At 62.3% G+C, this 23,698-nt stretch carries 22 protein-coding genes; 10 read left to right on the top strand and 12 right to left on the bottom strand.

Annotation, left to right across the window (positions count from 1 at the left end; genetic code table 11):
* Nucleotides 1-28: 28 nt before the first annotated feature.
* From ftsY to B2G88_RS11255, 3 genes are all read left to right on the top strand, one after another.
* The gene (gene ftsY / locus B2G88_RS11265; protein ID WP_054862470.1) at nt 29-1,465 is read left to right on the top strand and encodes a signal recognition particle-docking protein FtsY; all 1,437 of its coding nucleotides are present in this window, start codon (nt 29-31) and stop codon (nt 1,463-1,465) included.
* A gap of 415 nt (nt 1,466-1,880) precedes the next feature.
* Complete coding sequence (locus B2G88_RS11260) at nt 1,881-3,599, top strand: nitrite/sulfite reductase (RefSeq protein WP_087714806.1); 1,719 nt, start codon at nt 1,881-1,883, stop codon at nt 3,597-3,599.
* Entirely contained in the window at nt 3,589-5,184 is a 1,596-nt protein-coding gene (locus tag B2G88_RS11255; protein ID WP_054862469.1) for a Coenzyme F420 hydrogenase/dehydrogenase, beta subunit C-terminal domain, read from the top strand. The genes B2G88_RS11260 and B2G88_RS11255 overlap by 11 nt, the downstream gene beginning before the upstream one ends.
* Nucleotides 5,185-5,237: 53 nt before the next feature.
* Here the strand turns inward: B2G88_RS11255 and B2G88_RS11250 are convergent, their stop codons facing one another.
* Nucleotides 5,238-5,681: a hypothetical protein gene (locus B2G88_RS11250; RefSeq protein ID WP_087714805.1), complete on the bottom strand. Its 444-nt coding sequence runs from the start codon at nt 5,679-5,681 to the stop codon at nt 5,238-5,240.
* Between the two features lie 132 nt (nt 5,682-5,813).
* On the opposite strand from B2G88_RS11250, the gene B2G88_RS11245 reads away from it, so the two are divergent.
* Together B2G88_RS11245 and B2G88_RS11240 are read left to right on the top strand one after the other, a co-directional pair.
* Nucleotides 5,814-6,887 carry a phosphatase PAP2 family protein gene (locus B2G88_RS11245; RefSeq protein ID WP_087714804.1) on the top strand — a complete coding sequence of 358 codons (1,074 nt, stop codon included), beginning with the start codon at nt 5,814-5,816 and terminating at the stop codon, nt 6,885-6,887.
* A 102-nt stretch (nt 6,888-6,989) separates the two neighbouring features.
* Nucleotides 6,990-7,601 carry a GNAT family N-acetyltransferase gene (locus B2G88_RS11240; RefSeq protein ID WP_087714964.1) on the top strand — a complete coding sequence of 204 codons (612 nt, stop codon included), beginning with the start codon at nt 6,990-6,992 and terminating at the stop codon, nt 7,599-7,601.
* 21 nt (nt 7,602-7,622) lie between these two features.
* On the opposite strand, the gene B2G88_RS11235 is transcribed toward B2G88_RS11240, so the two are convergent.
* Genes B2G88_RS11235 through B2G88_RS11225 form a run of 3 tightly spaced genes read right to left on the bottom strand, consistent with a single transcriptional unit; the run spans nt 7,623 to nt 9,533 of the window.
* Nucleotides 7,623-8,303 (bottom strand): alpha/beta hydrolase, encoded by a 681-nt coding sequence (locus tag B2G88_RS11235; RefSeq protein ID WP_087714803.1) that lies wholly within the window; start codon nt 8,301-8,303, stop codon nt 7,623-7,625.
* Nucleotides 8,300-8,920, bottom strand: a complete 621-nt coding sequence (locus B2G88_RS11230; RefSeq protein WP_087714802.1) for a VOC family protein — start codon at nt 8,918-8,920, stop codon at nt 8,300-8,302. The genes B2G88_RS11235 and B2G88_RS11230 overlap by 4 nt, the downstream gene beginning before the upstream one ends.
* A gap of 4 nt (nt 8,921-8,924) precedes the next feature.
* The gene (locus B2G88_RS11225) at nt 8,925-9,533 is read right to left on the bottom strand and encodes an NAD(P)/FAD-dependent oxidoreductase (RefSeq protein WP_054862468.1); all 609 of its coding nucleotides are present in this window, start codon (nt 9,531-9,533) and stop codon (nt 8,925-8,927) included.
* 373 nt (nt 9,534-9,906) lie between these two features.
* On the opposite strand from B2G88_RS11225, the gene B2G88_RS11220 reads away from it, so the two are divergent.
* The gene (locus B2G88_RS11220) at nt 9,907-10,992 is read left to right on the top strand and encodes a glutamate-cysteine ligase family protein (protein ID WP_054862467.1); all 1,086 of its coding nucleotides are present in this window, start codon (nt 9,907-9,909) and stop codon (nt 10,990-10,992) included.
* A gap of 6 nt (nt 10,993-10,998) precedes the next feature.
* On the opposite strand, the gene B2G88_RS11215 is transcribed toward B2G88_RS11220, so the two are convergent.
* The 3 genes from B2G88_RS11215 to B2G88_RS11205 all read right to left on the bottom strand — a co-directional run bounded on the left by B2G88_RS11215 (nt 10,999) and on the right by B2G88_RS11205 (nt 13,761).
* Nucleotides 10,999-12,222, bottom strand: coding sequence for a C45 family autoproteolytic acyltransferase/hydolase (locus tag B2G88_RS11215; protein ID WP_087714801.1), 1,224 nt, complete (start codon nt 12,220-12,222; stop codon nt 10,999-11,001).
* Nucleotides 12,223-12,303: 81 nt separating this feature from the next.
* Complete coding sequence (ygfZ, locus tag B2G88_RS11210; RefSeq protein WP_087714800.1) at nt 12,304-13,413, bottom strand: CAF17-like 4Fe-4S cluster assembly/insertion protein YgfZ; 1,110 nt, start codon at nt 13,411-13,413, stop codon at nt 12,304-12,306.
* Nucleotides 13,414-13,461: 48 nt separating this feature from the next.
* Nucleotides 13,462-13,761: a DUF6432 family protein gene (locus B2G88_RS11205; protein ID WP_054862466.1), complete on the bottom strand. Its 300-nt coding sequence runs from the start codon at nt 13,759-13,761 to the stop codon at nt 13,462-13,464.
* Between the two features lie 261 nt (nt 13,762-14,022).
* Here B2G88_RS11205 and B2G88_RS11200 point away from each other — a divergent pair, with 261 nt between their 5' ends.
* The 3 genes from B2G88_RS11200 (at nt 14,023) to B2G88_RS11190 (ending at nt 15,975) form a co-directional block, all read left to right on the top strand.
* The gene (locus B2G88_RS11200; protein ID WP_087714799.1) at nt 14,023-15,066 is read left to right on the top strand and encodes a DUF7093 family protein; all 1,044 of its coding nucleotides are present in this window, start codon (nt 14,023-14,025) and stop codon (nt 15,064-15,066) included.
* A 181-nt stretch (nt 15,067-15,247) separates the two neighbouring features.
* Nucleotides 15,248-15,637 (top strand): DUF5611 family protein, encoded by a 390-nt coding sequence (locus B2G88_RS11195; protein ID WP_087714963.1) that lies wholly within the window; start codon nt 15,248-15,250, stop codon nt 15,635-15,637.
* 149 nt (nt 15,638-15,786) lie between these two features.
* Nucleotides 15,787-15,975, top strand: coding sequence for a hypothetical protein (locus tag B2G88_RS11190; RefSeq protein WP_054862465.1), 189 nt, complete (start codon nt 15,787-15,789; stop codon nt 15,973-15,975).
* On the opposite strand, the gene B2G88_RS11185 is transcribed toward B2G88_RS11190, so the two are convergent.
* Nucleotides 15,972-17,498, bottom strand: a complete 1,527-nt coding sequence (locus B2G88_RS11185; protein WP_054862464.1) for a heme-binding protein — start codon at nt 17,496-17,498, stop codon at nt 15,972-15,974. The genes B2G88_RS11190 and B2G88_RS11185 overlap by 4 nt on opposite strands.
* Nucleotides 17,499-17,672: 174 nt before the next feature.
* Between B2G88_RS11185 and B2G88_RS11180 the strand changes: the two genes are divergently transcribed.
* Nucleotides 17,673-18,197 carry a PadR family transcriptional regulator gene (locus tag B2G88_RS11180; protein ID WP_054862463.1) on the top strand — a complete coding sequence of 175 codons (525 nt, stop codon included), beginning with the start codon at nt 17,673-17,675 and terminating at the stop codon, nt 18,195-18,197.
* Here B2G88_RS11180 and B2G88_RS11175 read toward each other — a convergent pair.
* The 4 genes from B2G88_RS11175 to B2G88_RS11160 all read right to left on the bottom strand — a co-directional run bounded on the left by B2G88_RS11175 (nt 18,194) and on the right by B2G88_RS11160 (nt 23,671).
* The gene (locus B2G88_RS11175; protein WP_087714798.1) at nt 18,194-20,035 is read right to left on the bottom strand and encodes a site-2 protease family protein; all 1,842 of its coding nucleotides are present in this window, start codon (nt 20,033-20,035) and stop codon (nt 18,194-18,196) included. The genes B2G88_RS11180 and B2G88_RS11175 overlap by 4 nt on opposite strands.
* Nucleotides 20,036-20,126: 91 nt before the next feature.
* Nucleotides 20,127-21,827 carry a lysine--tRNA ligase gene (gene lysS, locus B2G88_RS11170; RefSeq protein ID WP_087714797.1) on the bottom strand — a complete coding sequence of 567 codons (1,701 nt, stop codon included), beginning with the start codon at nt 21,825-21,827 and terminating at the stop codon, nt 20,127-20,129.
* On the bottom strand, nt 21,824-22,555 hold the full coding sequence (pyrH, locus tag B2G88_RS11165; protein ID WP_087714796.1) for a UMP kinase: 732 nt from the start codon (nt 22,553-22,555) through the stop codon (nt 21,824-21,826). The genes lysS and pyrH overlap by 4 nt, the downstream gene beginning before the upstream one ends.
* A gap of 102 nt (nt 22,556-22,657) precedes the next feature.
* The gene (locus tag B2G88_RS11160) at nt 22,658-23,671 is read right to left on the bottom strand and encodes a GDSL-type esterase/lipase family protein (RefSeq protein WP_087714795.1); all 1,014 of its coding nucleotides are present in this window, start codon (nt 23,669-23,671) and stop codon (nt 22,658-22,660) included.
* Nucleotides 23,672-23,698 lie beyond the last annotated feature (27 nt).

Below are 23,698 nucleotides of genomic sequence, written 5' to 3'. Positions count from 1 at the left end.
AATCGCTAGATTCGCACCCGCAGATACCATGTTCGATAACCTGAAAGATAAACTCGGGAGCTTCCGGAAAGACGCCGAAGAGGCGGCTGAAGAGAACGTCGAAGAGGTCGAGGACGAAGACGACCTCGAGGAGATAGACGAGACGCAGGTCGAAGCCGACGCCGACCTCGAGGAGATAGACGAGACGCAGGTCGAAGCCGACGCCGACCTCGAGGCGGATGCCGCCGAACCCCCTGCTGAGAGCGACGCGGCGCAATCAGCCGAGCCGGACGCTTCGGAGACCACTGCAGTCGACGATGGCGTTGCCGACCAACAGGGGAGGCCAGCCGAGTCGGCAGCGGCAGGTGAGACGGTTGACCCCGGTACTGAACCGGACTCGGAGCCGGAATCCGAACTCGACGCTGAAAGCGACTCCAGTCTCGACCTCGAGGGACTGATCGAGGACGACGAGGACGTCGCCGACGCTGCAACCGACGAGTCCGCCGCAGCCGACTCGTCCGGCGGCCCCGACATCATCGCCGATCCGGCGTTCAGTGGCGCTGATGACGATGACGAGGAAAACGAGTCTACCGGCTTCGGTCGGAAGGCTAAATCCCTCGTCAAAGGCAAGTTCGTCATCGAAGAAGAAGATCTCGAGGGACCGTTACAGGAACTCGAGTTGGCGCTGCTTGCGGGTGACGTGGAGATGGGCGTCGTCGACGAAATTCTCGACAACCTGCGCGACGAGCTCATCGGCGAGACGCGTGCCTTCACGACGTCGACTGGCGACGTGATCGAGGAAGCGCTTCGCGACGCCATCTACGACGTGATCAGTGTCGGCCAATTCGATTTCGACGAGCGCATTGCCATCGAAGACAAGCCAGTCACCATCGTCTTCACCGGCGTCAACGGCGTCGGCAAGACGACCTCGATTGCGAAGATGAGCCGCTATCTCGAGGAACGGGGCTACTCTTCGGTGATGGCAAACGGCGACACCTACCGGGCCGGTGCGAACGAGCAGATTCAGGAACACGCCGACGCACTCGAGACGAAGTGCATCAGCCACGAACAGGGCGGCGACCCCGCCGCGGTGTTGTACGACGCCGTCGAATACGCTGAGGCCAACGACATCGACGTGGTCCTCGGCGATACGGCAGGCCGACTCCACACCGACGAGGGGTTGATGGACCAACTCGAGAAGATCGACCGCGTCGTCGACCCCGATATGACGCTGTTCGTCGACGAAGCCGTCGCCGGGCAGGACGCAGTCAACCGCGCTCGAGAGTTCAACAACGCTGCTGAAACCGACGGCGCAATCCTGACGAAAGCCGACGCCGACTCCAACGGTGGCGCGGCGATCTCGGTGGCTCACGTCACCGGAAAGCCGATTCTGTTCCTCGGCGTCGGTCAGGGCTACGACCATCTCGAGCGGTTCGATCCCGACGACATGGTGGACCGACTGCTCGAGGACGAGGACGACGGATAGAGACCCGGCGCCGACATGGCACATCGGTCGGTACCCACTTTTGCGGCGCAGTTCGACCGATTGGGCTACCTCGAGTTACCTCGAGTGTGAGTGGCTTCCGCGTTATATGGTGTCAAGGGTTCTGAAACACCAACTCTCGAGTCTGCGACGTACCGGAGTATATTTCCGCTATTGGTGACGGTTTCGTTGGCTTGGTAATCACGGCAGGGTCGTACTGACCTGTGGGTGTGATTTCTGGAAACAGCCGTATTCGGAGTCGGAACGATGAGGCAATATTTACTCGTTCGACTGACCCACGACATGATTCGCCTTGTTGCGGGAGGGTATACGTATCTGGTTCTAGTACCCGTTAAACGATGGTTGTTGAAGGTAGCGTCTGCGATTCACTGGCTCCTATCACTTCTCGGTGGTTCGCATGAATACAGTCGAACAGCACAAACAGGAAAAACATCCCCTTGACGTTATTGAGGATGTCTACGACTACGCGGAGGGCGAACTCACTGACGAGGAAATCGAGGAACGCGCCGGTGGCGGCGAGTGGGAGCGTCTGAAGTGGGCGGGCATGTACTCCCAGAAGCAGGACGACTACTTCATGATCCGGACCAAGGTCCCGGGTGGCTATCTCACCCCCGACCAGGCTGAGGTCATCGGTGAGGTCACGGATGACCTCGCCGTCGCCCCCGAGGAGTACGGAGGCGAGGAACAGAACGAACTGTGGGGCGACGCCTACCTCGACATCACCACCCGACAGGACATCCAGAAACACTGGATCCGCGTCGAGGACGTCCCCGAGATGTGGGAGCGCTACGACGAGGTCGGCCTGACGACGATTCAGGGCTGTGGTGACTCCGCACGGAACGTGCTTGGCTGCCCCGCAGCCGGGCTCGACGACCACGAGTGTTTCAACGCCCAGCCGGTCATCGACGCCGTCTCGGACTACTTCACCGAGAACCGCGAGTACGCCAACCTGCCCCGGAAGTTCAAGATCACGATCACGGGCTGCAAACACGATTGTGCCCAGTCCCAGATCAACGATCTCGGGCTCGTCCCGGCACAGAAAGAGATCGGCGGCGAGCACTACTACGGCTTCCACGCCCGCGTCGGTGGCGGCCTCTCGGATGGTCCCCGCATGGGCTCGGAACTCGATGTCTTCATCCAGCCCGAACATGCCGTCGAGTTCTGTCGCTCTGTCGCCCAGACGTTCAAGGAACTCGGCGACCGGCACAACCGCGGGGTCTGCCGCATGCGCTATCTCGTCGAGCAGATGGGTCCCGAGAAGTTCGAGGAAGCCATCCGCGACCGCTGTACCGTCGATCTGCCCGAACGCGGCGAGGGTCTGACGGAAGGCTACAAGGGCGACCACGTCGGCGTCCACGACCAGAAACAGGACGGCCTGAAATACGTCGGCTTCAACGTCATCGCCGGCCGCATGGGTGGCGACGAGTTCGCCGAGGCCGCCCGTGCCGCGAAGAAGTACGGCACCGAGGACGCCTCCGTGCGCCTCGCAACCGATCAGAACTTCCTCATTAGCCACATCCCCGAGGAAAACGTCGAGGATCTGCTGGCCGAACCGTTCGCCCAGGAGTACCAGCCCGATCCCGGTCCGTTCTCCCGCGGTGCAGTCGGCTGTACGGGCAACGAGTTCTGTAACTACGCGATCATCGAGACCAAGAAACGAACCAAGCGCTGGGCTCGAGAACTCGACAAGCGAATCGACACGCCCGACGATCTCGAGGTCGTCCGGATGCACATGTCCGGCTGTTCCGCGTCGTGTGCACAGCCACAGATCGCGGATATCGGCTTCCGTGGCGAGACAGTCAAACTCGACGCAGACGAGGCCCCGGACGATATTCAGGCACCCAACGAGGAGGGCGACAATCTCGTCGAAGGGATGGACTTCGGTCTCGGCGGCGCGCTCGGAACGGACAACGAGTTCCTCGATTGGGTCCAGACCGCTGTGCCTGCCCACGCCGTTATTCCGGCTCTCGAGAAGCTGTTCGACGCCTATTCCGACGACCGGAACGACGACGAGCGCTTCTACGCGTGGTGTCGTCGGGTCGACAACGAGCGACTGCGGACGATCATGCAAGGAGCTGAGGCCCCGGTTGCTGGAGGTGTTGCGCATGGAGACTAACGGAACCGACGATGAAAAGCGTCCGTTCCCCGGCGTCCCAGAGTCTGAGGACGAGGACGAAGCCGTTATTGTCTCTGATGCAGGATCCACCCCACGCTCTCGAGCAGAATCCGACAACGCTCGAGAAGGCACAGTGCAGGCGTCTGAGGGCGAGAGTTGCTCGCCGGATACCTGTACCTGCGGCGAGCAGACGGCCGACGCCGCCGACACCAGCGACCAGCGCGTCGCTACCGACGGAGCCGGCGTCGCAAACGTCGACGAGAACGGCGAACTCGGCGACCTCGAGTTCACCGAGCCCGCGACGGACGTGAGCCAGGACGTCTACGACGACGCGCCGGACACCCGCGTTGGGATTCCGGACGGCGTCGACCTTGAGACGCCGGAGTACTCGATTCGCTCGCAGATGAACGACATCGAGACGCCGGACGAGAAGACCTGGTTCATGGAACTCGACGAGGCGGTCATCGACGAAGGCCGCTGTATCCAGTGTGGGACGTGTGTCGCCGCCTGTCCGTCTGACTCGATTGGAATCGACGACGACGGACTGCCGGAACTCGTCAAGATGTGTACCGGCTGTTCGCTCTGTTGGGACTTCTGTCCGCGGGGCGGGCTCCGGTACGAGCGCCAGTGGAAGATCACCGGCGGCGAGGACAACGTCAAGGGCGCTGGCGACCCGATCACGGAGTTCTCCGCGAAGGTCGACGACGACTGGACCGACAACGCCCAGGACGGCGGCGTCGTCACCGGGATGCTCGCGACCTTACTCGAGGAAGGAGAGATCGACGGGGCACTCATCGCGACCGAAAGCGAGGAGGACGCCTGGAAAGCAGAAAGCTTCCTTGCGACGACGAAAGAGGAACTCATCGAAAACGCCGGCACCGTCTACAACCAGACGATGGCACTCGGCAACCTCAATCTCGAGCAGTGGGAGGACAAACTCCCCGACAAGGACTGGGAGGACCTCTCGCTGGCCCTCGTCGGCACGCCGTGTGAGATCGAAGGCATCCGCGCCCTGCAGGACTTCGAGTGGGACTACCAGAAACAGGACGAAGGCGTCCGCGCCATCGACTACACCATCGCCCTGATGTGTACGAAGAACTTCAACTACCAGAGTCTCATGGGCGAGATGGTCCAGGAACAGCGCGGCATCGACCCCGAAGACATCGGCAAGATGGACGTCCTCCACGGCAAGATGATGATCTACGGCCACGACGGCGAGATGATCTTAGAGGAGGACATCAAGAACTTCCACGACGCCGCGCTCAAAGGCTGTGACGAGTGTGCTGACTTCACCGGCTTCTGTGCCGACGTGACAGTTGGTTCTGTTGGCTCCTCAGATGAGTACTCGAGCGTCATCCTCCGAACTGAACAGGGTGTCAAGGCATGGGACCTCACCGAGCCGAACCTCGAGTACCACGATCTCGAGGACAAATCTGCCGTCGGGAAACTCCAGGGCTGGGACAAGAAGAAGGCCTTCGAGAGCCTCGAGCGGCCGTTCGATCCCGATGCACCGCGATTCATCGACTACACGGACCACGCCGAGAACTACGGCACGGCGCTGAACCCACACGACCAGGGTCACTAATCGGCCGTAACTGCGTTTTTGTCGTCTACTCGAATGCTGTAGCCACGCGTGTCTTACGCGTCGATCATGTACGACGTCACGTCGTTCGTCTCGGTGACCGTGACCGCAACCTCGAGTGCGTCGCCCTCGGGCTGGTATAGCTCTCGGACTGCTGTTTCCGGCTTCGGTGCGGTTTCAGTTGGGAACAGCAACTCGAGGTCGCCATCGACGGCCTCGCCGCGGCGTTCGCCGGTCACCTGGACGACCGTTTCATCGTCGAAATGGACGGTAATGCCACGCGCGGGTTTGCCGGTCGCGTCTGGGTCTGCCTCGAAGGTCACGGCGCGAACGCCATCGCCGCGTTCGAACGCCCGCGGTTCGTCCGTCGGGACGGTCTCGCCGTACTGCTCGTCAAAATACGACTCGAGGCGGGTGAGTGCTGGGGCCTCGAGCGCCTGCGCGGCGAGCGACTCCACTGCAGGTGCGTCCAGTTCCGTTACTCGCTGGGTGGCGTCCATGTCCGTCGCCACATCGATTGGGCCGAAAAGCGTTGGCGTCGCTCTCGGCTGGTGCGAGTTTATATCGTAGCTGGTTCGAGTGTCAGGTGGTCGACCGGTACCGGTTAATAATTGGTCAGTGTACTGGATAGTATGTCACGTGGTATCGGCGAATTCGGCCCGATTCAAGAAGTCATTCCTGAGTGGGCTGCAGTGCTCGTGGCTCTCCTCACACAACTTGGCGACGTGTGGTTTCTCGCCATGCTCGTCGGCGTGGTCTACTGGTTTCACGCAACCAAACGTGAGGACGCAATCGTCATCGTCGGTCTCACGCTCGGCGGGTTGGCGCTGATCACCTCGCTGAAACACGTCTTTGCACTTCCGCGGCCGGGCCAGCCACTCGTTTCCCTCGAGTCGCTGCCGTGGCTGGTGCAGCCGCTGTACGAAGCGACGGCGATGGCCAGCGGCTACGGCTTCCCGAGCGGTCACGCGTTGATGACGACCGTCGTCTACGTGAGTCTGGCCAGACGGCTCTCGGTCGGGACGGCGCGACAGCGATTCGCCGTCGCAGCAGCGGTTATCGGACTCGTCGGGGTGTCACGAATCGCACTCGGCGTCCACTATCTCGTCGATATCGTCGCTGGGATCGCTGTCGGCCTCGTGTTTCTGGCCGGTACCGAGCGACTGCTCGAGCGCTACTCAAGTGAACAGGGCACTGTTGCACTCGCGCTTGCAATCGTCCTGAGTGCGCTCTGTCTCGGCGCTAGTAGCGTCGATCCTGATTCCGTCTTGCTTTTGGGTGCCGCTCTCGGTGTCTTTGCTGGCTGGCAACTCGTTCGACTCGGCACCGAACTTGCCACACTCGAGCGGCCGTCCCGCGCAGTGCGTCCGATTGCCTTCCGTGGTGGACTCGCTGTAGCTGCGCTTGCGCCACTGGGTGTTGCGCTCGAGTACTTTGCGCTCCTCTCACTTCCGGCGGCAGGCGGCGCGCTCGGACTCGCACTCGCAGTCGTCGTTACGATCCCAGTGCTCCACCATTCCGAGCGGGCGAGTCGCGTCTGGACGGCGACCGTCTTCTGGGCGACAATGGCTTTGCTCGGGCTGAAACACCTCTGTCGGCCATCGACGTGGCGTCGCGGAGTCAGCCGCTGCCGGGCCGGGGTCTCCACCGCTCGAGGATACGTTCGAGACTACCGACGGACAGGTGACGATCACCAGCGGTCCTGACAGGAGCAGTCCATGCGAGCGACCATCGGGTGCATTCGAGACACGCGACTCGAGCGGGCGCGATCAGCGACCTTTTCTCTGCTCATGAGTTCAACACTACCAATGTCAACGGACTCGGGGACTGCAACCATTCGCGTCGCAACGCCGGCCGACGCGGAGCCGGTGCAGGCGATTTATGCACCGTTCTGTGACTCGTCGGCGGTTACGTTCGAGGAATCCGCACCAGCCGTCTCCGACATGGCGGACCGGATCGACTCGACACTCGAGGACTACCCGTGGCTCGTTTGCGAACACGACGGCGAGGTGGTCGGCTACGCCTACGCGAGCCAACTGCGCAAGCGCCGCGCCTACCAGTGGACCGTCGAACTCTCGGTCTACGTGGCCGAGGACGCCCGCGCTGGCGGTGTCGGGCGCGGCCTCTACGAGTCGCTGTTTGCCGTGCTCGAGCGCCAGGGTGTCTGTGACGCGTACGCGGTGACAACGATGCCGAACCCCGAAACAGAAGCGTTTCACGAGCGACTGGGGTTCGAGCGGCTTGTCGACTTTCCGGCGATGGGGTACTCGAACGGCGAGTGGCGCGACGTGGCCTGGTGGCGACGGTCGCTGTCGGTGAAGCCGGCCGAGCCGGAGCCAATTACGCCGTTCGACGAGTTGCGTGAGAACGCGGCGGTCGAGGAGTTACTTGCTGTCGGCGAGGAGACGCTCCACCGGTAATTGCTGGGAACCGCTGCGGGGTTACGCCTCGAGTAGCTCCCCAACCATTCCCGAGACGTACTCGAGTTCGTCCTCGTTGACGCCGTGGCCCATTCCCTCGTAGATGCGCGTCTCGACGTCGGCGCCGAGGGCCTCAAGCACGTCGGCGGTGTCGTGGACGCGCTCTTCGGGAATGTGCGGGTCGACGTCGCTACAGCCGAGGAAGGCGGGCGTGCCCTCGAGAGCACCCTCGACTGCGGTGTACGCTTCGTGGTCGATATCCTGACCGATCAGCCCGCCACTGAAGGCGACGAGACCGCCGTATCGGTCCGGGTTGCGCGCGACGAACTCACTCGAGAGACAGGCCCCCTGCGAGAACCCAAGGATCATAATGCGCTCGAGCGGGATATCCGCGTCAGTCGCCTCGGCGATGGCGTCCTCAATGGCCTGCAGGCCGGAGGTTCGGCCGGGCTCGTTCGACTCGACAGGTTGGAGAAACGAGTTTGGATACCACGTTCGCTGGGCGGCCTGCGGGGCGAACAAGGCGACACCCTCGCGGTGGAGTTCGCTCCCCATCTGGAGGATGCTCTGGGCGGTTGCGCCCCGGCCGTGGACGAGGATGATCGCGGCCTCGGCGTCTGCGAGGTCGGTCCCGGCCGTCGCCAGGTCCTGGCCCTGATGTGGGCTCTCGCCCTCGTGTCCGCCGGGTCCGCGTCGGCTCATTCGACACCACCGACGCCCGCACTGGCGTCGGGCAGATCGTTCTTGACGACCTCGAGGCCGAGTTCCTCGATTGCGCCACGGAGGTGCTCGTCTTTGGCGTACTCCGCGCCGTCAGCCTCGCGCAGTTCCTGTGCTTTCGCGAGGATCTCGCCGTAGCGGTCGTCGGGCATCTCGTACTTGTCGGCGCTCAGTTCGATGACGAGGCCGTTGTTATCTCGCGTGTAGATCGAGTGGAAGATGCCGCGGTCGAAGACGTTGTAGCCGTGGCCGGCCTCCTCTAAGGCGTCCATGATGTCTTCGTACTCGTCGGGGTCGACGCTGAAACAGAGGTGGTGGACGGCCCCGACGCCGGCGCGCTGGCCGCGAGCGGAGGGGCGGTCGTCGCTGACGAAAAAGGTCAGGATGCGCCCGTCGCCGGTGTCGAAGAACAGATGCGTTTGGGAGGGATCGTCGAGATTCGGCTGGCGGAGAACGAGTGGCATCCCAAGCAGGTCCTGATAGAACGCCACCGTGTCCTCCTCGTTGCTTCCCCAGACCGTGATGTGGTCGGTTCCGGTCGTGTGGAAGGCGCTATCCGGCAACTCGGGCGTGACTGGGGTCTCGTGAGTGTCGGTCATAGGCTTACTCCGCGACTTCCTCACCGAAGACGCGCGCTGCGTCTGCGGGGACATCGAAGTCGTGGTAGTGTTCACCACGTACCTTCGAGAGGATGTTAAGTGCAGCGGCAGCACCGTCACCGACCGAAATCGCTGCTTGCCACTCTTCTTTGCGTCCCATCGCCCCCGTCGCGTAGACGTCGTCGACGCTCGTCTCCATCTCGACGCCGACGTCGACGACATCGTCGTCAGTGAACGCACAGCCGAGTTCTTCCGCGAGGTCGCGGTTTGCACCTGTCGCCAGCACGAGATAGTCGGCCTCGTACTCGCCCTCGTCGGTTTCGGCGACGAATCCATCGCCGGACTCGCTCACGCTCGTCACTTCCTCGCCCTGCTTGCGGTCCGCGCCGAAGTCGTCGACCTGCTGGCGCGCAGTGGCCATGAACTCGCTGCCGCCCACCGAACCGATCCCGAGGTAGTTGAACAAGTGGGCCTTGTGCATCCACGTCTCGTCGGTGTCGAACACCGTCGTCTCGAGGCCGTTCTTCTGGGCAAACAGTGCTGCGCTCAGGCCAGCAGGACCGCCACCAACAACAAGTACCGATTCGGCTGCATCGTCAGTCGTCTCAGTCATATACAGTTACATTATGTTACTGCACACGTATGAAGCCACTAGAGACATCATCGCAATCACGTAACACTCGTGTTAGTGGCACTCTCCGTTCTCGAGGGTAAGGGTGTCATACACACGCACAACGGTGTGGTGCTTCCCGACCTGATCGATCTGTACACAGTCTTCTCGGCCAGTGTATGTCGCCGTTACCAGTGTATTGGTTCCCTGCGCTCGCAGGCTCAATCGTTTCGCCCCGAAGCCGTCTACAGTTCATTCCATACCCAGTCCAGACATGTGAGACAGGTCCAAACTCGCGATGCCGTTGGTCTTGTCTCGATAGGTTCCCCGCGTTCGCGTCGGGGTCACTGCACATATCACTTCCACGGATCCATCCATGAAATCCAGTCTCGAGGTAGAGTATTGGGTCGTCGACGAGAGCGGCGATCTGGTTTCATCTGACACACTGCTTGACGTCTCGGCGCAGGTCGATCCCGAGTTCGTCGAGCCGATGATCGAGCTGAAAACGACACCCTGCGAGTCGATGCGAGAACTGCAAAACGAATTTCTTGACCTGCTCGAGCACGTCGTCGCTGCGGCGCGCGAGCAGGGCAAACGACTCGTCCCGCTTGCGACGCCGCTGTCGTCGTCGCCGGCAGAGATTCCGTTCCGCGAGAAACGCGGCACGAATCTCCAGCGCCAGATCGTCGGTCCGACGTTCGACGACGCCCGTGTCTGTGCGGGAACGCACATCCACTTCGAGCAATCGAACGTCGTCGACCAGTTGAATACGCTGACCGCTATCGATCCGGCGTTTGCACTCGTCAACAGTTCCTCACACTACCGCGGCGAGTCGATTGTCTCGTGTGCGCGGCCCTATCTGTATCGACGCTCGTGTTACAACGCCTGCCCCGAGCAGGGTCAGCTCTGGCCCTACGTCAACAGCGTTGAGGAGTGGGAACAGCGGCTTGAATCGGCCTACGAGACGTTTCGGGACCGCGCACTCGAGCACGGCATCGACCCGGCGGCCTTCGATGACGAGTTCGAACCGTACGATGCGGTCTGGACGCCAGTTCGACTCCGGCAGGCGATGCCGACCGTCGAGTGGCGCTCGCCGGACGCAGCGTTACCAAGCCAGGTCTTTCAACTCGCAGAAGAAGTCGGCTCGCTTGTCGCCTATGCAGACGCCCACGGCGCGGTCGTGTCGCCGGATACGATGCTCGACGATACCACCGACGAGCCGCTCTCGCTTCCGGCGTTCGAGACCGTCGAGAACGTCGTCGATGCTGCGATCCACAACGGACTCGCGGATCCGAGCGTCCAGCAGTATCTCACGCAACTCGGCTTCACTCCCTCGTCGTACACGCCGTTTGCCGACCGGCTGCCCGACAGGCGACTCACCGACCGCGAGGCCGCAACGATTCGACTCGAGGCCGCAGCCGAACTCGAGGGTGAACTCACTCAGTCCCGCGCACAGGCCTGAGATCTCCTACGAGCCACTGACTGCGTCAGCTGGCGGTGCTGACTCGTTTTTACGTCGCCACTCGAACCACTGTTGCCCAGTTCGAAGTGCGCCTGGAATTTCCTCGCCGAACGCACAGCGTGTTGGCTCGCCATCACAGGGCGTCCCCAGGGTGACCTCGAGTTTCGGCGATCCGCCCTCGAACAGCGCTGCACTCGCCGTCGTCAGTTGACCGAACGAATGCTTGGTGAGGCCGGGTTCTGGATGGCGACAAATCGAGTCATCGCCAGGCCCATTTTCGTGATCCCGAGCGAGTGCCCAGAGGTCGTCTCGCTCGAGTCGGCCACGACCTGTGAGTAGGCCCTGTGCTCGCTTTCGGCGCATCGTCGAACTCGCTGTCTCCGTCGAGTCTGCGTGTACAAAATGATTTGTCCGCGTACTGATCGGCCCCTCATCGACCGTCATCTGTTCGGTAACCGGATCGATCTCGAGCACGCACGCATCTGTCTCGTCGGCAAGAAACAGCGTCTGGCCCATCAACTGGCGCGTCGGATAGGACTCGAGGAGTGTCCGTGCCTCGGCGACGGTGGCTGTTTCCTCTAATAGCATGCGGATGATTGTTCCGTTTCGCAGTTGGTTCTCAGGATCTATGTCGTCTCGCTCGCTGTCGATGTAGGTGTTTGCCGCGACGAGTCCCTGATCGTTGACGCCCTTGAAGATCGAAATCGTGCCGCAGGTATCGACCGTCAGAAAGCCGTAGTAGCCGTCAATCGGCGGCTGCTCGACGATTGCCTTCGGACGAACGCCACGACCGGCAATGTCTCGATTCTTGAGCACCAGCGGACCGCTTGCACTCTCGAGATCGACGGTCGAGCGCGCGACTAGCGCGTTCGTACAGCCACGAGGGCTTTTCTCCGAACAGCCGTTGTCTGCCAGTTCCTCACAGAGTTCCGAGAACGCGAACACGTAGGCCTCGTAGACCGACGGATCGACGTCGAAGACGTCTGCCATCGCTTCGTACGCGCGGTCGTGTCGGTCGGGGAGACTCTGACGACTGCGCCGAGCGTACTCGAGCAGTGGGTCGAGGTCAACGCCGCGCTCGTCGATCAGGGACTCGAGTTCGTCGATTGCCCACTCGACGACATCGCGCTCGAGCGTGGCACGACAGCGTGCCTGATCAGTGAATCCAGGGTCATCGGCGACCAACTCATCGAGTGCAACCGGGTCAGAATCGACGGCTAACTCGTCCATACGTAGCGGTTGCGCTCGAGACCCGTGTTTTGCTGGCTTGAAATATCTGTGTCAGTGTCAGTACGGTCTGCCTTCCTCCGGCTACAGATACGCCGGCAGTCGATCCGACTGGTCCGACCCCTCATAGAAGGGCAGTTCACTGCATGTTGCGGGCACTTCTTCGCCGTCGACACGAACCGTCAGCGCGTCGCTCTCGAGGCTGTAGTCGACGACCGCCAGTGCGACTCGCTGCTCGAGCAGCGGGCTCTCGCCCGCGCGAGTAACCTCGCCGACTGAGGCATCGCCGTCGAAGACGGCTGCGCCTGACTCAGGGATTGTTCGATCCTTGGAGTCCCCGTCCGACTCGAGGCGGAGTCCAACCAGTCGCCGACTCGGCTGGCCGCGGTTCTCGACGCGGGAGACAACTTCCTGGCCGACGTAACAGCCTTTCTCGAAGTCCAGCGCGTTCCGGAGGCCGAGGACGTTCGGAACCGTCCCCTCGAGTTCGGTTCCAAAGAGGGGTGAGCCGGCCTCGAGCGTGAGTGTGTCCCAGGTCTGGTAGCCAAAGGGGGCGGCGTTGATGCCGTGATTGAGCAGCGTGTCGTAGACGCCGTCGGCGTCGGCGGCGGCACAGATCACCTCGTAGCTTTCCTCGCCGGTGAGTGCGTCCGTTCGAATGACGGTGACGCCCTCGTCGCCCATCGACCCGCGGACGAACGAGTAGCGCTCGTCGGGCGAGCCAGCGCCGGTGAGCACGCTTGCGACTTTCTCGGTTGCCTTCGGACCGTGTATCCCGAAGACGGCGTACTCGTCGGTCGCGACGCTGATCTCGACGTCCTGGATGAACACCTTCTCGGCCCACTCCTCAGCCAGCGGGTCCGCGTTCGTCGGGGGCGTAAAGAGCAGCAGTCGCTCGCCGGCGTTGTAGATGTAGAGGTCCGTCTCGATCCCACCCTGTGGATCGAGCACCAGTGCGTAACAGCCCTGTCCGTCCTCGTTCGGCACGCGATTCGAGACGACGTTATCGACGTACTCGAGGCGGTCCTCGCCTTCGACGACAATAACGCCGTAGGCCATCTCGAGGAGGCCAACACCGTTTCGAACCGCGCGATGCGTTCGCTCTGGACGGCCGAAATGCTCGACGACGGTTCGGTCGTCACGCTTCCCGAACGTCGCACCGTGGGCTTCGTGGACGGACTCGATGACGCTCATGGCTGTCTTCTGGGGATTGACGGGCACAGGCGTTTCGATTACAGATGCTTACAGCCCGAATCGGTCACGAAGACGTTCGACGAGTGACTCGTCTGTCTCCTCGTCGACTGGATCATCCGGGACGACGCGGTCGTTCGGTTTGATTACCGTCTGCTGGCCGTCCTGTTCGACATCGATCAGGCCATCGGATTTGAGCCTCGAGAGCGCCTCCTCCAGCCCGTCGATGTCCGTCTCGACGGCGGCCCGAATCTCGAGGACGGTCATGCCGTCGTCGGCACGGTCGACGAGTTCGTCGAGTACCGCAACCTCCGTTCCGTCTCGATTTCGGAACTCCCGCTTGGCTCTCATTCATCTTCTCCTTCGAGGACCGGGGATTTGACGTTTGTCGTTGCCCAACAATTCTGCAGGGGGATGTCACTGTTTGTGTCATACGGATTGCTGTAACGATTTACCGGTGCAACCGCCGGCCGGGTCGCGGTTGCACCGGAAATGACTTACAGTAAACCGTATCAGTGCTGGCTCCACCGCAAGTTGATGGTCTCGAGATGACAGCCCGGGGAACGGTTCAGGCGGTACGTTTTTTATGGCCTGAGTTGGAACGGTGGAGCAATGGTCCTGCGATGTTCGCTGCTCGGTCACGATTATGGTGACCCCGACATTGAACGCGAACGCGAAGAACGAGGCAGCGAGGTAGTCGTTACTGTCCAGGAGTACGAAGAGTGTACTCGCTGCGGTGATCGTAACGTCATCAGTGAGAACACCGAAGTCACGAGTCTCTCGATGGCTGACGACTCCCTCGAGTCGCCCTCCACAGCCGACCAACCGGCTGAACCCGCGAACGCACGAACCGATTCATCCATCGATTCGACGCCCGACGAGGGTACGGATGCAGTATTTATTGACAACGACGCAGCCGCGCCCGACGACGAAACCAATGGCGGCGAGGCTGGCGAGTCCGACACCTCGGCGGAGACAGCCGAGACGCCAGCAGCCGATGCTGAGGGTGCCGACACGGACGGGGACTACCCAACCGACGAAAACGGTGAGCCGATCACCGACGACGGGGAAATCCTCGAGGATACGCCCGATGACGAGCCCGACTCTCCCCGCGAGCGCAACCGTGAGCGCGGCGAGTGGCCTGACACTGACGACGTCGGCCCGCCAGTCGGTGCTGAAAACGATTCGACTGCCTGGCCGGACTCCGACAACGAGCCAGTCGACGACGATGCCGTTGTCCTTGAGAACGACTCCTCGACGCTCGAGGACGCCGATGCCAGTGAGGCTGACATGGACACGGACGCCGACCCAGCGTCTGCGACTGAGACGGCCACCGACACGGCTGCCGATGACGAGTCGGTGTCAATTAGTGATCTTGCCGCAGGGCGCAAGAGCGCTGCAGTCGCTGGTGGAGACTCAGAGTCCCCAGCACAGTCGGCTCAGTCCGACACAGCGCCCGTGACGGATGTCGGGATCGAACGCGCCACCGACGCGCCTGTTCCTGCTGAAGATACTGGTCCCTCGAGTGACGAGCCGATGGAGTACTACTGTCCGCGATGTGAGTTTGTCGCCGCCGAAACACGGGCGTCCCTGCGTGCGGGCGATATCTGTCCCGACTGTCGTAAGGGCTACCTCGGGGAACGCCCGCATCGGTAGCACACGCTTGTCTTCCGTTTGAGGCCCATCTCGATATGGATTCTAACCGCTTGTCACCTGCGAGGGTGCAGGGAGAGCGCGCTCTTTGTGACCGACAGCTACGGCCGTCTCGTCACTCTGTCGGATCTCCGAAACGTCGGGTATGAAAAGAGGTAAACAGTCCCCCGTGTATCTCAAAGCCATGAAGGAGTACAAGATGCGCCGCGGTGAGTACCTCGAGGAGCGAATCCCTGATATGGAGGCAACTGTTGAGGACTATTTCGGACCGATTACGGAAACACAGGAGTTCAAAGGCAGTGACCTCTTCGTCATTGGCGAACCCGACAACCCCGTCTTCGAGAAAATCGTCGCAGGCACCGTCGAATACTCCGGCAAGAAGGACAAACTCGGCGTCGAGTTCCACGAACGCGATCCAACCGAACTCGGACCCGACGAACTCGAGGCCGCTGGTGAGGCCGTCGACGCGAAAAACGACTTTTTACTCGAGGCGACCGGTCGAGACGCCAAAGCGCGCCGTGACTCGCTGAAGCGATCCGTCGAGGACGACCCGGATCACGACGTCGACGCGTAACTGCGTAGACTGCTTTCTCCTGCGTTTGCACTGCCCACAGCGGTGGGCCTGGAAGTCAGAGCACGGCGTCTGCAGTCGAACACTGTCAGCCAACAGCCCAGCACTCGGGTTCGAAATGGCTATTTGCGCGCCGTTGTATCCTCCCTACAATGGATATTGCAGCGTTCCTGCTCGCGACTGCCGTTGCCCACATCGGCTTTGCGATCTTCGTCGCCGGTCATGCACGATTGACAGATGAGAACGCCGGCAACTGGCCCTACATTACGCTTGCACTCGGCCTCGCAGGCATTGCTGGGTACTTCTTCTACGACGAATCGGACTCGAGGACCCGCTCTTAGTCCTGCCCGCTCGAGAGGAAGACGTGTCGGGGTCGGTCTGCGAGGACGTCACGGCCCCACTCGACGGTTTCGGCGAATTCATCACTGCGGAAGAACTGCATGGCGTCTTCGCGCGAGTCCCAGCGGCTGGCGATGAACATGTCGTTTTCGTCCTCGCGGTTGGCGAGGAGGTCGGTCTTTCGATGGCCGTCCATCTCCGCGAGCAGTTTGCCAGCCTCTTCAAACGTGCCGAGGAAGTCGCCGCGATGTTCGGGTTTGACGGTGTAGAACATCCCCATCGTCCCCCACGAATCGTCCTCGTCGTCGCCGGCCTGGCGGACGACGTCGGGCAGGTCAGCGAGGAAACCCGCTGCGGTGTTGGCCGCGCGTTCGGTCTCCCAGAGACTGACGATCCCGGTTTCGGCATCCTCGCCGTCGCCGGTCGACTCGTAGATCGCCGTTTTCACGTGCGTATCGTAGTGATCGAAGTTGCTTCGCAATCCCTCGATTTCGTCGTACAACTCGTCTGGATCCGCGGCTGAGTACAACACAACGGCGTGGATATCCTCGCCGTGTGGCTGGCCCGCATAGACGCCGAGATCCTCGAGTTCGGTGCGGACGCTGTCGTCGTCGCCGCTCTCATCGTCCCCGCCGTGATGGTGGCCGCTGTCGCCGTCGCTTCCGCCGTGGTGGTGCCCACCCGACTCGCTGTCGCCGTGGTGATGGTCGCCGTGGCCGTGGGCACTCGAGGACCCCTCCTGTGGAACAGGCTCGCCGGCGAGGAACGCGCCGAGGTTTTCGGGTGGGAACCGTCGGGCGGAGATGAACTGGCCGAATTCGGCGTAGCGCGAGGTCGACGGATCGAATCGCATCTCATAGAGGAGGTCTTTGACATCCGTGGGGTCGTTGCCAAAGAGCGTCACGCCCCACTCGTAGTCGTCGAGTCCGATGCTGCCGGAGATGATCTGGGTGACTCGACCCGCGTACTGCTTGCCGATTTCGCCGTGACTCGAGAGGTGCTCGGCGCGCTCGTCGAAGGGCAGATCGTACCAGTTGTCCTCGGCGGTGCGGCGTTTGTCCATCGGGTAGAAACTCATGAACTCGCTGTCCGGAATCGAGGGCTTGATTCGGGTTTCGATATAGCGTTTCATCCCGGTGTCTTCGACCTCCTCGCCCTCCTCGAAGTACTCCTGGGACATGTAGCCCGACACTTCGGTCACCGAGAGATACGAGTCCTCGCGCTCGGTGAACGCGGCAAGCGCCGTGTGCTCGAAACTACGCTCGAGGGCGTCGATATCGGCGAGTGTCGGCCGCAGGTGGAGAACGAGCAGGTCGGCTTTGTGTCCGAGGACGGAGAACGTCGCGGAGTCGCCTTCCTCGGCGTCGTCGACGCGCTCGGCGGCTGTGAGGTAGTCGATTCCCTCGTCAATCGCCTGCGAGCGCCGGTGGTCCGGTGCGTCGCGCCAGGCGTCCCAGTCAATCGACCGGAAGTCGTGCAGGACGTACCAACCCTCTTCAGTCTGTGGTGGCTGCCGTCGTTCCATGGCCGCCAGTAGTGGCGGCGACGCTAAGAAGGACCGGGTTTCGGCCGCGGCGTGCTGGCTGGCACATCTCGAGCGCCCGTCTCCACTCCAGAGCACCTGTTACAGCGGGTTTTTGTCGTCGAAAACTGTACCGACCGAAACCCTTTACGTTCGTCCGTTTAAATACCATCTCGTATGCGGAAAAGTGGGCCGCCGAAAGGACTTATCGCCTATCTCGTCCTCGAGTTGCTCGAGGAAAAGCCACGATACGGCTACGAGATACTCAAGGAAATCCGCGAGATCAGTGGGGGACACTGGGAGCCATCCTACGGGTCGGTGTACCCGATTCTCTACAAGTTCGAGGACAACGGATGGGCAGCACGGATCGACCGCGAAGACGAACCGGATCGGAAATACTTCGAACTGACCGACGACGGCTACGAGGAACTCGAGGAGCGACGCGAACGGGGCACGGAGAAAGCCAAGGACTTCGCCGACGTCATTCTCGGCTTTTTCCACGTCTACGCGGCGTTTTCGACCGACGAACGTTTCGAGATCCCGGAGACAGACGACGAGTGGCGCTTCGACGAGACGTTCAGTCAGTGGATTGTCGAACAGGTCGTTCGCCACCACGAACACTACTTCGAGACCGATTTCGAGCGCATCGAGTCGACGCCCGAGGAGTTTTACGAACGGTACGGCATCGACGAGGACGACTAGCCTGCGAGCAGTCCCGGCGCGAACAGCATCGCCAGGAAGCTAATGAGCATCGTCAGGCCGACGGTCGTCGTGACGATGCGGACCATTCCGCGCGTCGCCTCGAGTGGCAGTCTGGACATGATCGCTTCCGTACTTGTCCGGAGGATGTGCCCGCCATCGAGTGGGAACGCTGGAATGCAGTTAAAGAAGCCGAGTTGGACGTTGATCCAGCCGGTCCAGAACAGCATGTTCGCGATAGCAAACACCGGCCAGTCGCCGAGTGCCGACAGCGGCCCCTGTGTCTCGTAGAAGTTCTCGACGCCGCCGGTAAAGCCCGCGAAGTTGTACGGCAAGACCTCGAGCAGACTGGCGATTGGCAAGAAGAGCGCGACACCGATCTTCCCGAGGAACGAGTCAGTGATCGTGCCGAAGCCTTCGTCGGTGTCGCCGCCGAGGACGCCGAGGTACATCTCAGCAGGGTACAACTCGAGGCCAAGCGTCTCCGCCGAAATCCCGGAGATGCCTGGCACGCCGTAGAACCCGGCCGTGCCGCCGCCGGTTGACTGGCTGCGCTCGCCGAGCGTGACATCGTATTCGACCGCCTCGCCGTTGAGGGTGCCACCGAACGTCACCTCGTCACCGGGGTCGGTCTCGCCGAGCAGGTCCGTCAACTCAGCGTGTGATTGGACCTGCTCGCCGCCGAATTCAGTGACGATCATGTATTCGTCGACCGGCGCACCTGCAGCCTCGAGTGGCCCATCTTCGGCGACCTGAACGAGCGCACCGATTGGGACCTCACGCTCGTCAGTCTCCCCGTCACCATCGACCGGGGAAACCTCGAGCGTTGCCCGCTCGTCGTCGCCGACGGCCGCGAGGAACTCGTCTTCGGTTGCGACTTCCTGGCCGTTGACGGAGACGATGACGTCACCGATCTCGAGGCCGGTCATCTCGGTCTCGATTGCGGCGGTGACGAGCAAGGAGCGATCAACGTCGACGGTCCGTTCCTCGTTGAGTTCGACAGTGACCTGATCGCCCTCGGCCGTTTCGATCATGCCTGCGAGCGCGTCGTTGTCGTCGACTGCGTCGCCGTTGATCGCGGTGATCCGGTCGTTTGGTTCGATACCGGCGTCCGCAGCGGGTGAGTCGGGAGCGACACCGCCGATGGCGGCTCCGGGCGCGACCGCAATCGCGCCGGCAATGGGACCAAACAGCAAGGCGAACACGAGTATCGTGATCGCGAAGTTGTTCGTGACGCCGGCGGCGAACATCCGGGTCTGTCCGCCTCGAGAGGCGTCTTTACTGCTTTCCTGGTCAGGTTCGACGAACGCGCCAATCGGAAGGACCGCGAGCATGACGACGCCCATCGAGTTGATGTCGATGTCTTCGACACGACAGAGCAGGCCGTGGCCGCCCTCGTGGACGACGAGACCGACGAGGAGTCCGAAGACGATGCCGGGCGTCGCAGAGAGCGGCAGAAAGTCGTTGACGCCGGGGATGACGAGGACGTTCCGTGGCTGCTGGACGGTCGTCGGCTGCGGAGAGGTCAGTGCGCCGACGGCGGCAAGCAGGAGGAAACCGAACATTGCGACCATCACGATGACAGCGATGCCGATACCGAGATTCGCCCAGGCTCGCCAGAACCGTTTCGGGCCAGCGGCCCAGTCGAGAAAGTCCCGCCCACGTTTCGTGTGGAACGTCAGAATCGGCCCCTGCGTCCCGACGAATGAGGGGAGAAGATCCGCCTGTCTGAGCGCAATAACCCCGAGCCAGTAGAGTGCCAGTCCGATGACGGCCCAGGTAAGTAACTCGGAGCCGAACAGTTCAGGCACCGAGACGAACGTAAACACGCCGTATTCCATCTATCTTCTCTCAGGGGTGGCGGTCTCAAATGGCTTTTGTCTGTCTCCGACCGGCCCCGCGAGTCGAAACAGTGCGCCTCGAGTCGCCAGTCTACTGTTCGCGCCGAAGCCGTCCGACGACGAACGACTGGTCGACTTTCGCGAGGAACGGGCCGAGTTTCGGCCCTTGCTCTTCGTCGAAAAAGAGCCGGTAGCCGGCGCTGAAGAAATCGCCGACGTCGACGTCGTGACGTCTGGCTGCCTCGTAGATCTCGCCTTGAATCTCCTCGGCGTCGTTGCCAGCCTCGATGAAGTCCGCGAGGTCTGCGAGTGCGGCTTCGGTTGCCTCGTCGAAGTCGTGATCCGGAATCTCGGAGCGCTTGAGTTCGTAGTCGAACTCGTTTTCGGTCCGACGAGCCCAGTTTCTGGCCTGTTCGACCCGCTCGAGCGCACCTTCAACCGCCCATTCGGGGGCGCCCTCAGGAATGTGACCCTCGCGCCGGGCGATTTCTTCGCGCAGATCCGGGTCGTCGGTCATGCCCAGCACGGCGGCAAAGGTGTAGGGGAGTCGAATCCGCTCTGCACGCGGTTCATCCACCACGAATGGGTAGACACGCTCCGCGAACGCCTGTTCGTCCTCACTGCCCTCGATCTCGTCGAAGTAGATCGACTCGAGGCGGTCGAACTCGTCGACCAGTTGATCGAGGCGTTCGATGCTGAAATCCCGTGCCTTCGAGGGGTCTTTCGCGAAGAAGTATCGCAGAACCTCGGGCTCTAACAACTCGAGGACGTCCGAGACGAGGATGACGTTGCCGGCCGACGAGGAGAAGGGCTCGCCATCGAGGGTGAACCACTCGTAGACCATCGGGACGGGTGGCTCGTTCTCGAAGACGTTGCGGGCGATGTCTTGCCCGCTCGGCCAGGAGCCTTCGGCGTGGTCCTTGCCGAAGGGCTCGAAGTCGACGCCGAGTTCCTGCCACTGGGCGGGCCACTCGAAGCGCCACGGAAGTTTTCCCTCGCGTAGCGTCGCGGTGCCCTCGTGGCCACAGCCGCTGATCGTCTGGTCGCCGGCGTCCATGTCAGTACACTCGTAGTCGACCGTCGCGGGTTCGCTCTCGAGGTCGACGCTCGTGACCGTCTCCGTAACCTTCCCACACTCCTCGCAGATCGGGTTGAACGGCACGTACTCGCCGTCAGCGTCGACGGTGTCCTGATACTTCGAGAGGACTTCGCGTGCGCGCTTGCGATTCTCGAGGACGGATCGGGTAACCTCCTCGAGGGCGCACGATTCGTACAGTTCCGTGTTCGAGAGCAGTTCGATTGGCACGTCGACAGCGTCGGCACTGTCCGCGATGATCGTCGAGAAGTGGTCGCCGTAGGAGTCACAGCAGCCGAAGGGATCCGGAATGTCGGTGTACGGCGAGCCGAGGTTGCGCCCGAGCGCGCCCGCATCGACATCGCCCAGATCGACGAGATTGCCCTCGAGATCACAGAGAGTGCGGGGCAGTCCGCGCAGCGGGTCGCGGTCGTCGGCGGTAAAGACCTGGCGGACCTCGTGGCCGCGCTCGCGAAGCACTTCGGCGACAAAGTAGCCGCGCATGATCTCGTTGACGTTGCCCAAGTGGGGAACGCCGGACGGGGAGATGCCGCCTTTGACGACGATTGGCTCGTCGGGGTCGCGCGCTTCGATCTGATCTGCGACCGTATCCGCCCAGAAGGCGTGTTGTTCGTCGCCGTCGTCGTGTTGGAGCGTATACGGGCTGTATTCGTCCGGCACCTCGGGGACCTCGGTGTCTGGCTCGTCCGCGCTCATTGGTCGTCTTCGTGGCTCGCCCAGTAGGTCGGTTCTTCGCCGACGCCGTCCGGAATCACGTCCGTGCCGTCGTGGTCGCCGTAGCGAACCGCTCGAGCGATTCGGTCGGGGTCAGTGCCGTCGAGGACGATTGTACGCATTCCCGAGCGCTCGATGATTTTGGCGGCCAGCAAGTCGACGGGGGCGGAGGCTCCCGCGTTCATCTCGAGGCCGGCAATCACGTCGACGAGGTCGTTCGCCGCGAGGCGGTCGTACTTCGTCGCGTCGTCAGTTTCGTTGGGATCGTCGCTGTAGACGCCGGGAACGCTCGTCGCGTAGACGAGCAAGTCGGCGTCGACGTACTCTGCGAGTGCGGCACCGACGGCGTCGGTCGTCTGGGCCGGCGCGACACCGCCCATGACCGAAATATCGCTTCGGCGGAGTGCTTCACCGGCCTCGTCGTAGGTCGTCGCCGGCGCGGTGACGGCGTCCTCGCCGAGGGCGGCGATGAGCAGTCGGGCGTTCAGTCGCGTCACGTCGATGCCCAACTGGTCGAGTTCGATCTCGTTCGCGCCGAGATCGCGTGCGGCGCTGATGTACTCGCGTGCGACGCCGCCGCCCCCAACGACGGCACCGACGCGACAGCCATCCGCGACCAGTTCCTCGATAACGTCAGCGTGTTCGGCCACCCGCGCGCCACTCGGCTCGGGCACGAGCACGCTGCCACCGATAGAGACGACCACTTTCATACTACCCCGGAGTAACCGGGTTGCTATCTTAAGGGTTGCCAACTGGCGAGCGAGCGCGACTGGCCCACAGGGTGCACGCACCCGCGCATTCGTCTCGAGCCTTCACTCGAGAATCCCATCCAGTTCGCCTGCAAGGGCACGCCCGATGTCGATGAGTCCCTCATCGCCCGGGTGCAACAGATCGGTCGTCAGCCCCGTCGGCTCGAGGAGGTCCGGCCCCTCGAGCAAGACCAGCTCGTCGTGGTCGGTTTCGGCGACGATATCGCGGAGATGCTGGCGAAACGCCGCTGCGCGGTCGCGGTCGTCACCGCGGACGTGGTCTGCGTGGTACGGAAATAGAGTGATGCAGGCGATTGGCGTTTCTGGGTGAGCGTTGGCGACGGTTTCGACCAGATTGTCGGCGCGCTCGCGGAACTGTTCTTGTGTGAAGCCGCGATTGGCCATGTTTACCGACAGCGAGAGCGTGGCAACGTCCCAGTCCTCGCGCGCGGCGAGGTAGTCGGCTATCGCGGGCTCGCAAAACGCGGCCCCCGCCAGCCCGAGATTGATCGGGTCGAGTGCGAGGTGGCGTGCGGCCTGTGCGACGTAGGAGCAGTGTGGCTGTGAGCCGTAACCCGCCGTAATCGAGGTTCCGTAGGCGAGATAGCGCCGGGCGGGCAACTCGCCCGCACGCGGCGGGCGACAGTCGCCAGTCACCGCGTGGATCGCTATCGGCGATTCGGGATCGAACCGCAGCCGACACACCCGCGGATCGAACGCACTCGAGATCGACTCGGTCTCGAGGCGGCGAACCCGGTCGGGAACCGCGAACGTGGCGGTCGTCGGCTCCGGGCCGACCGGAATCGACTCGGTTGACTGGAACGGCCCCCAGTACGGCAGCACTCGTGTTCCGGTCGCCGCTGATAGCGTGACCGTAATCGAACACTCGTCTCGAGACGGGACGAATCGAAGTTCACAGCCAGCTGGATGGCGCGCTCGAGTGCGCGCAGAGACGTTCAGTTGCTCGCGGACGTTACTCGGCAGCCTAAGGAGTTGCTGTCCGTCGTCAGCCCATGGGGCAGTCTCGAGTGCGGCGACGTTGTGGAGTGAGACAGACGGATAGCGCGAAGAGTGCATAATGGGGCCGTTTTTCCCGACTCGAGA

The organism is Natronolimnobius baerhuensis, from assembly GCF_002177135.1.
In the GTDB taxonomy this organism is placed as follows: domain Archaea; phylum Halobacteriota; class Halobacteria; order Halobacteriales; family Natrialbaceae; genus Natronolimnobius; species Natronolimnobius baerhuensis.
This window is presented reverse-complemented; position numbering and strand designations above follow the sequence as displayed.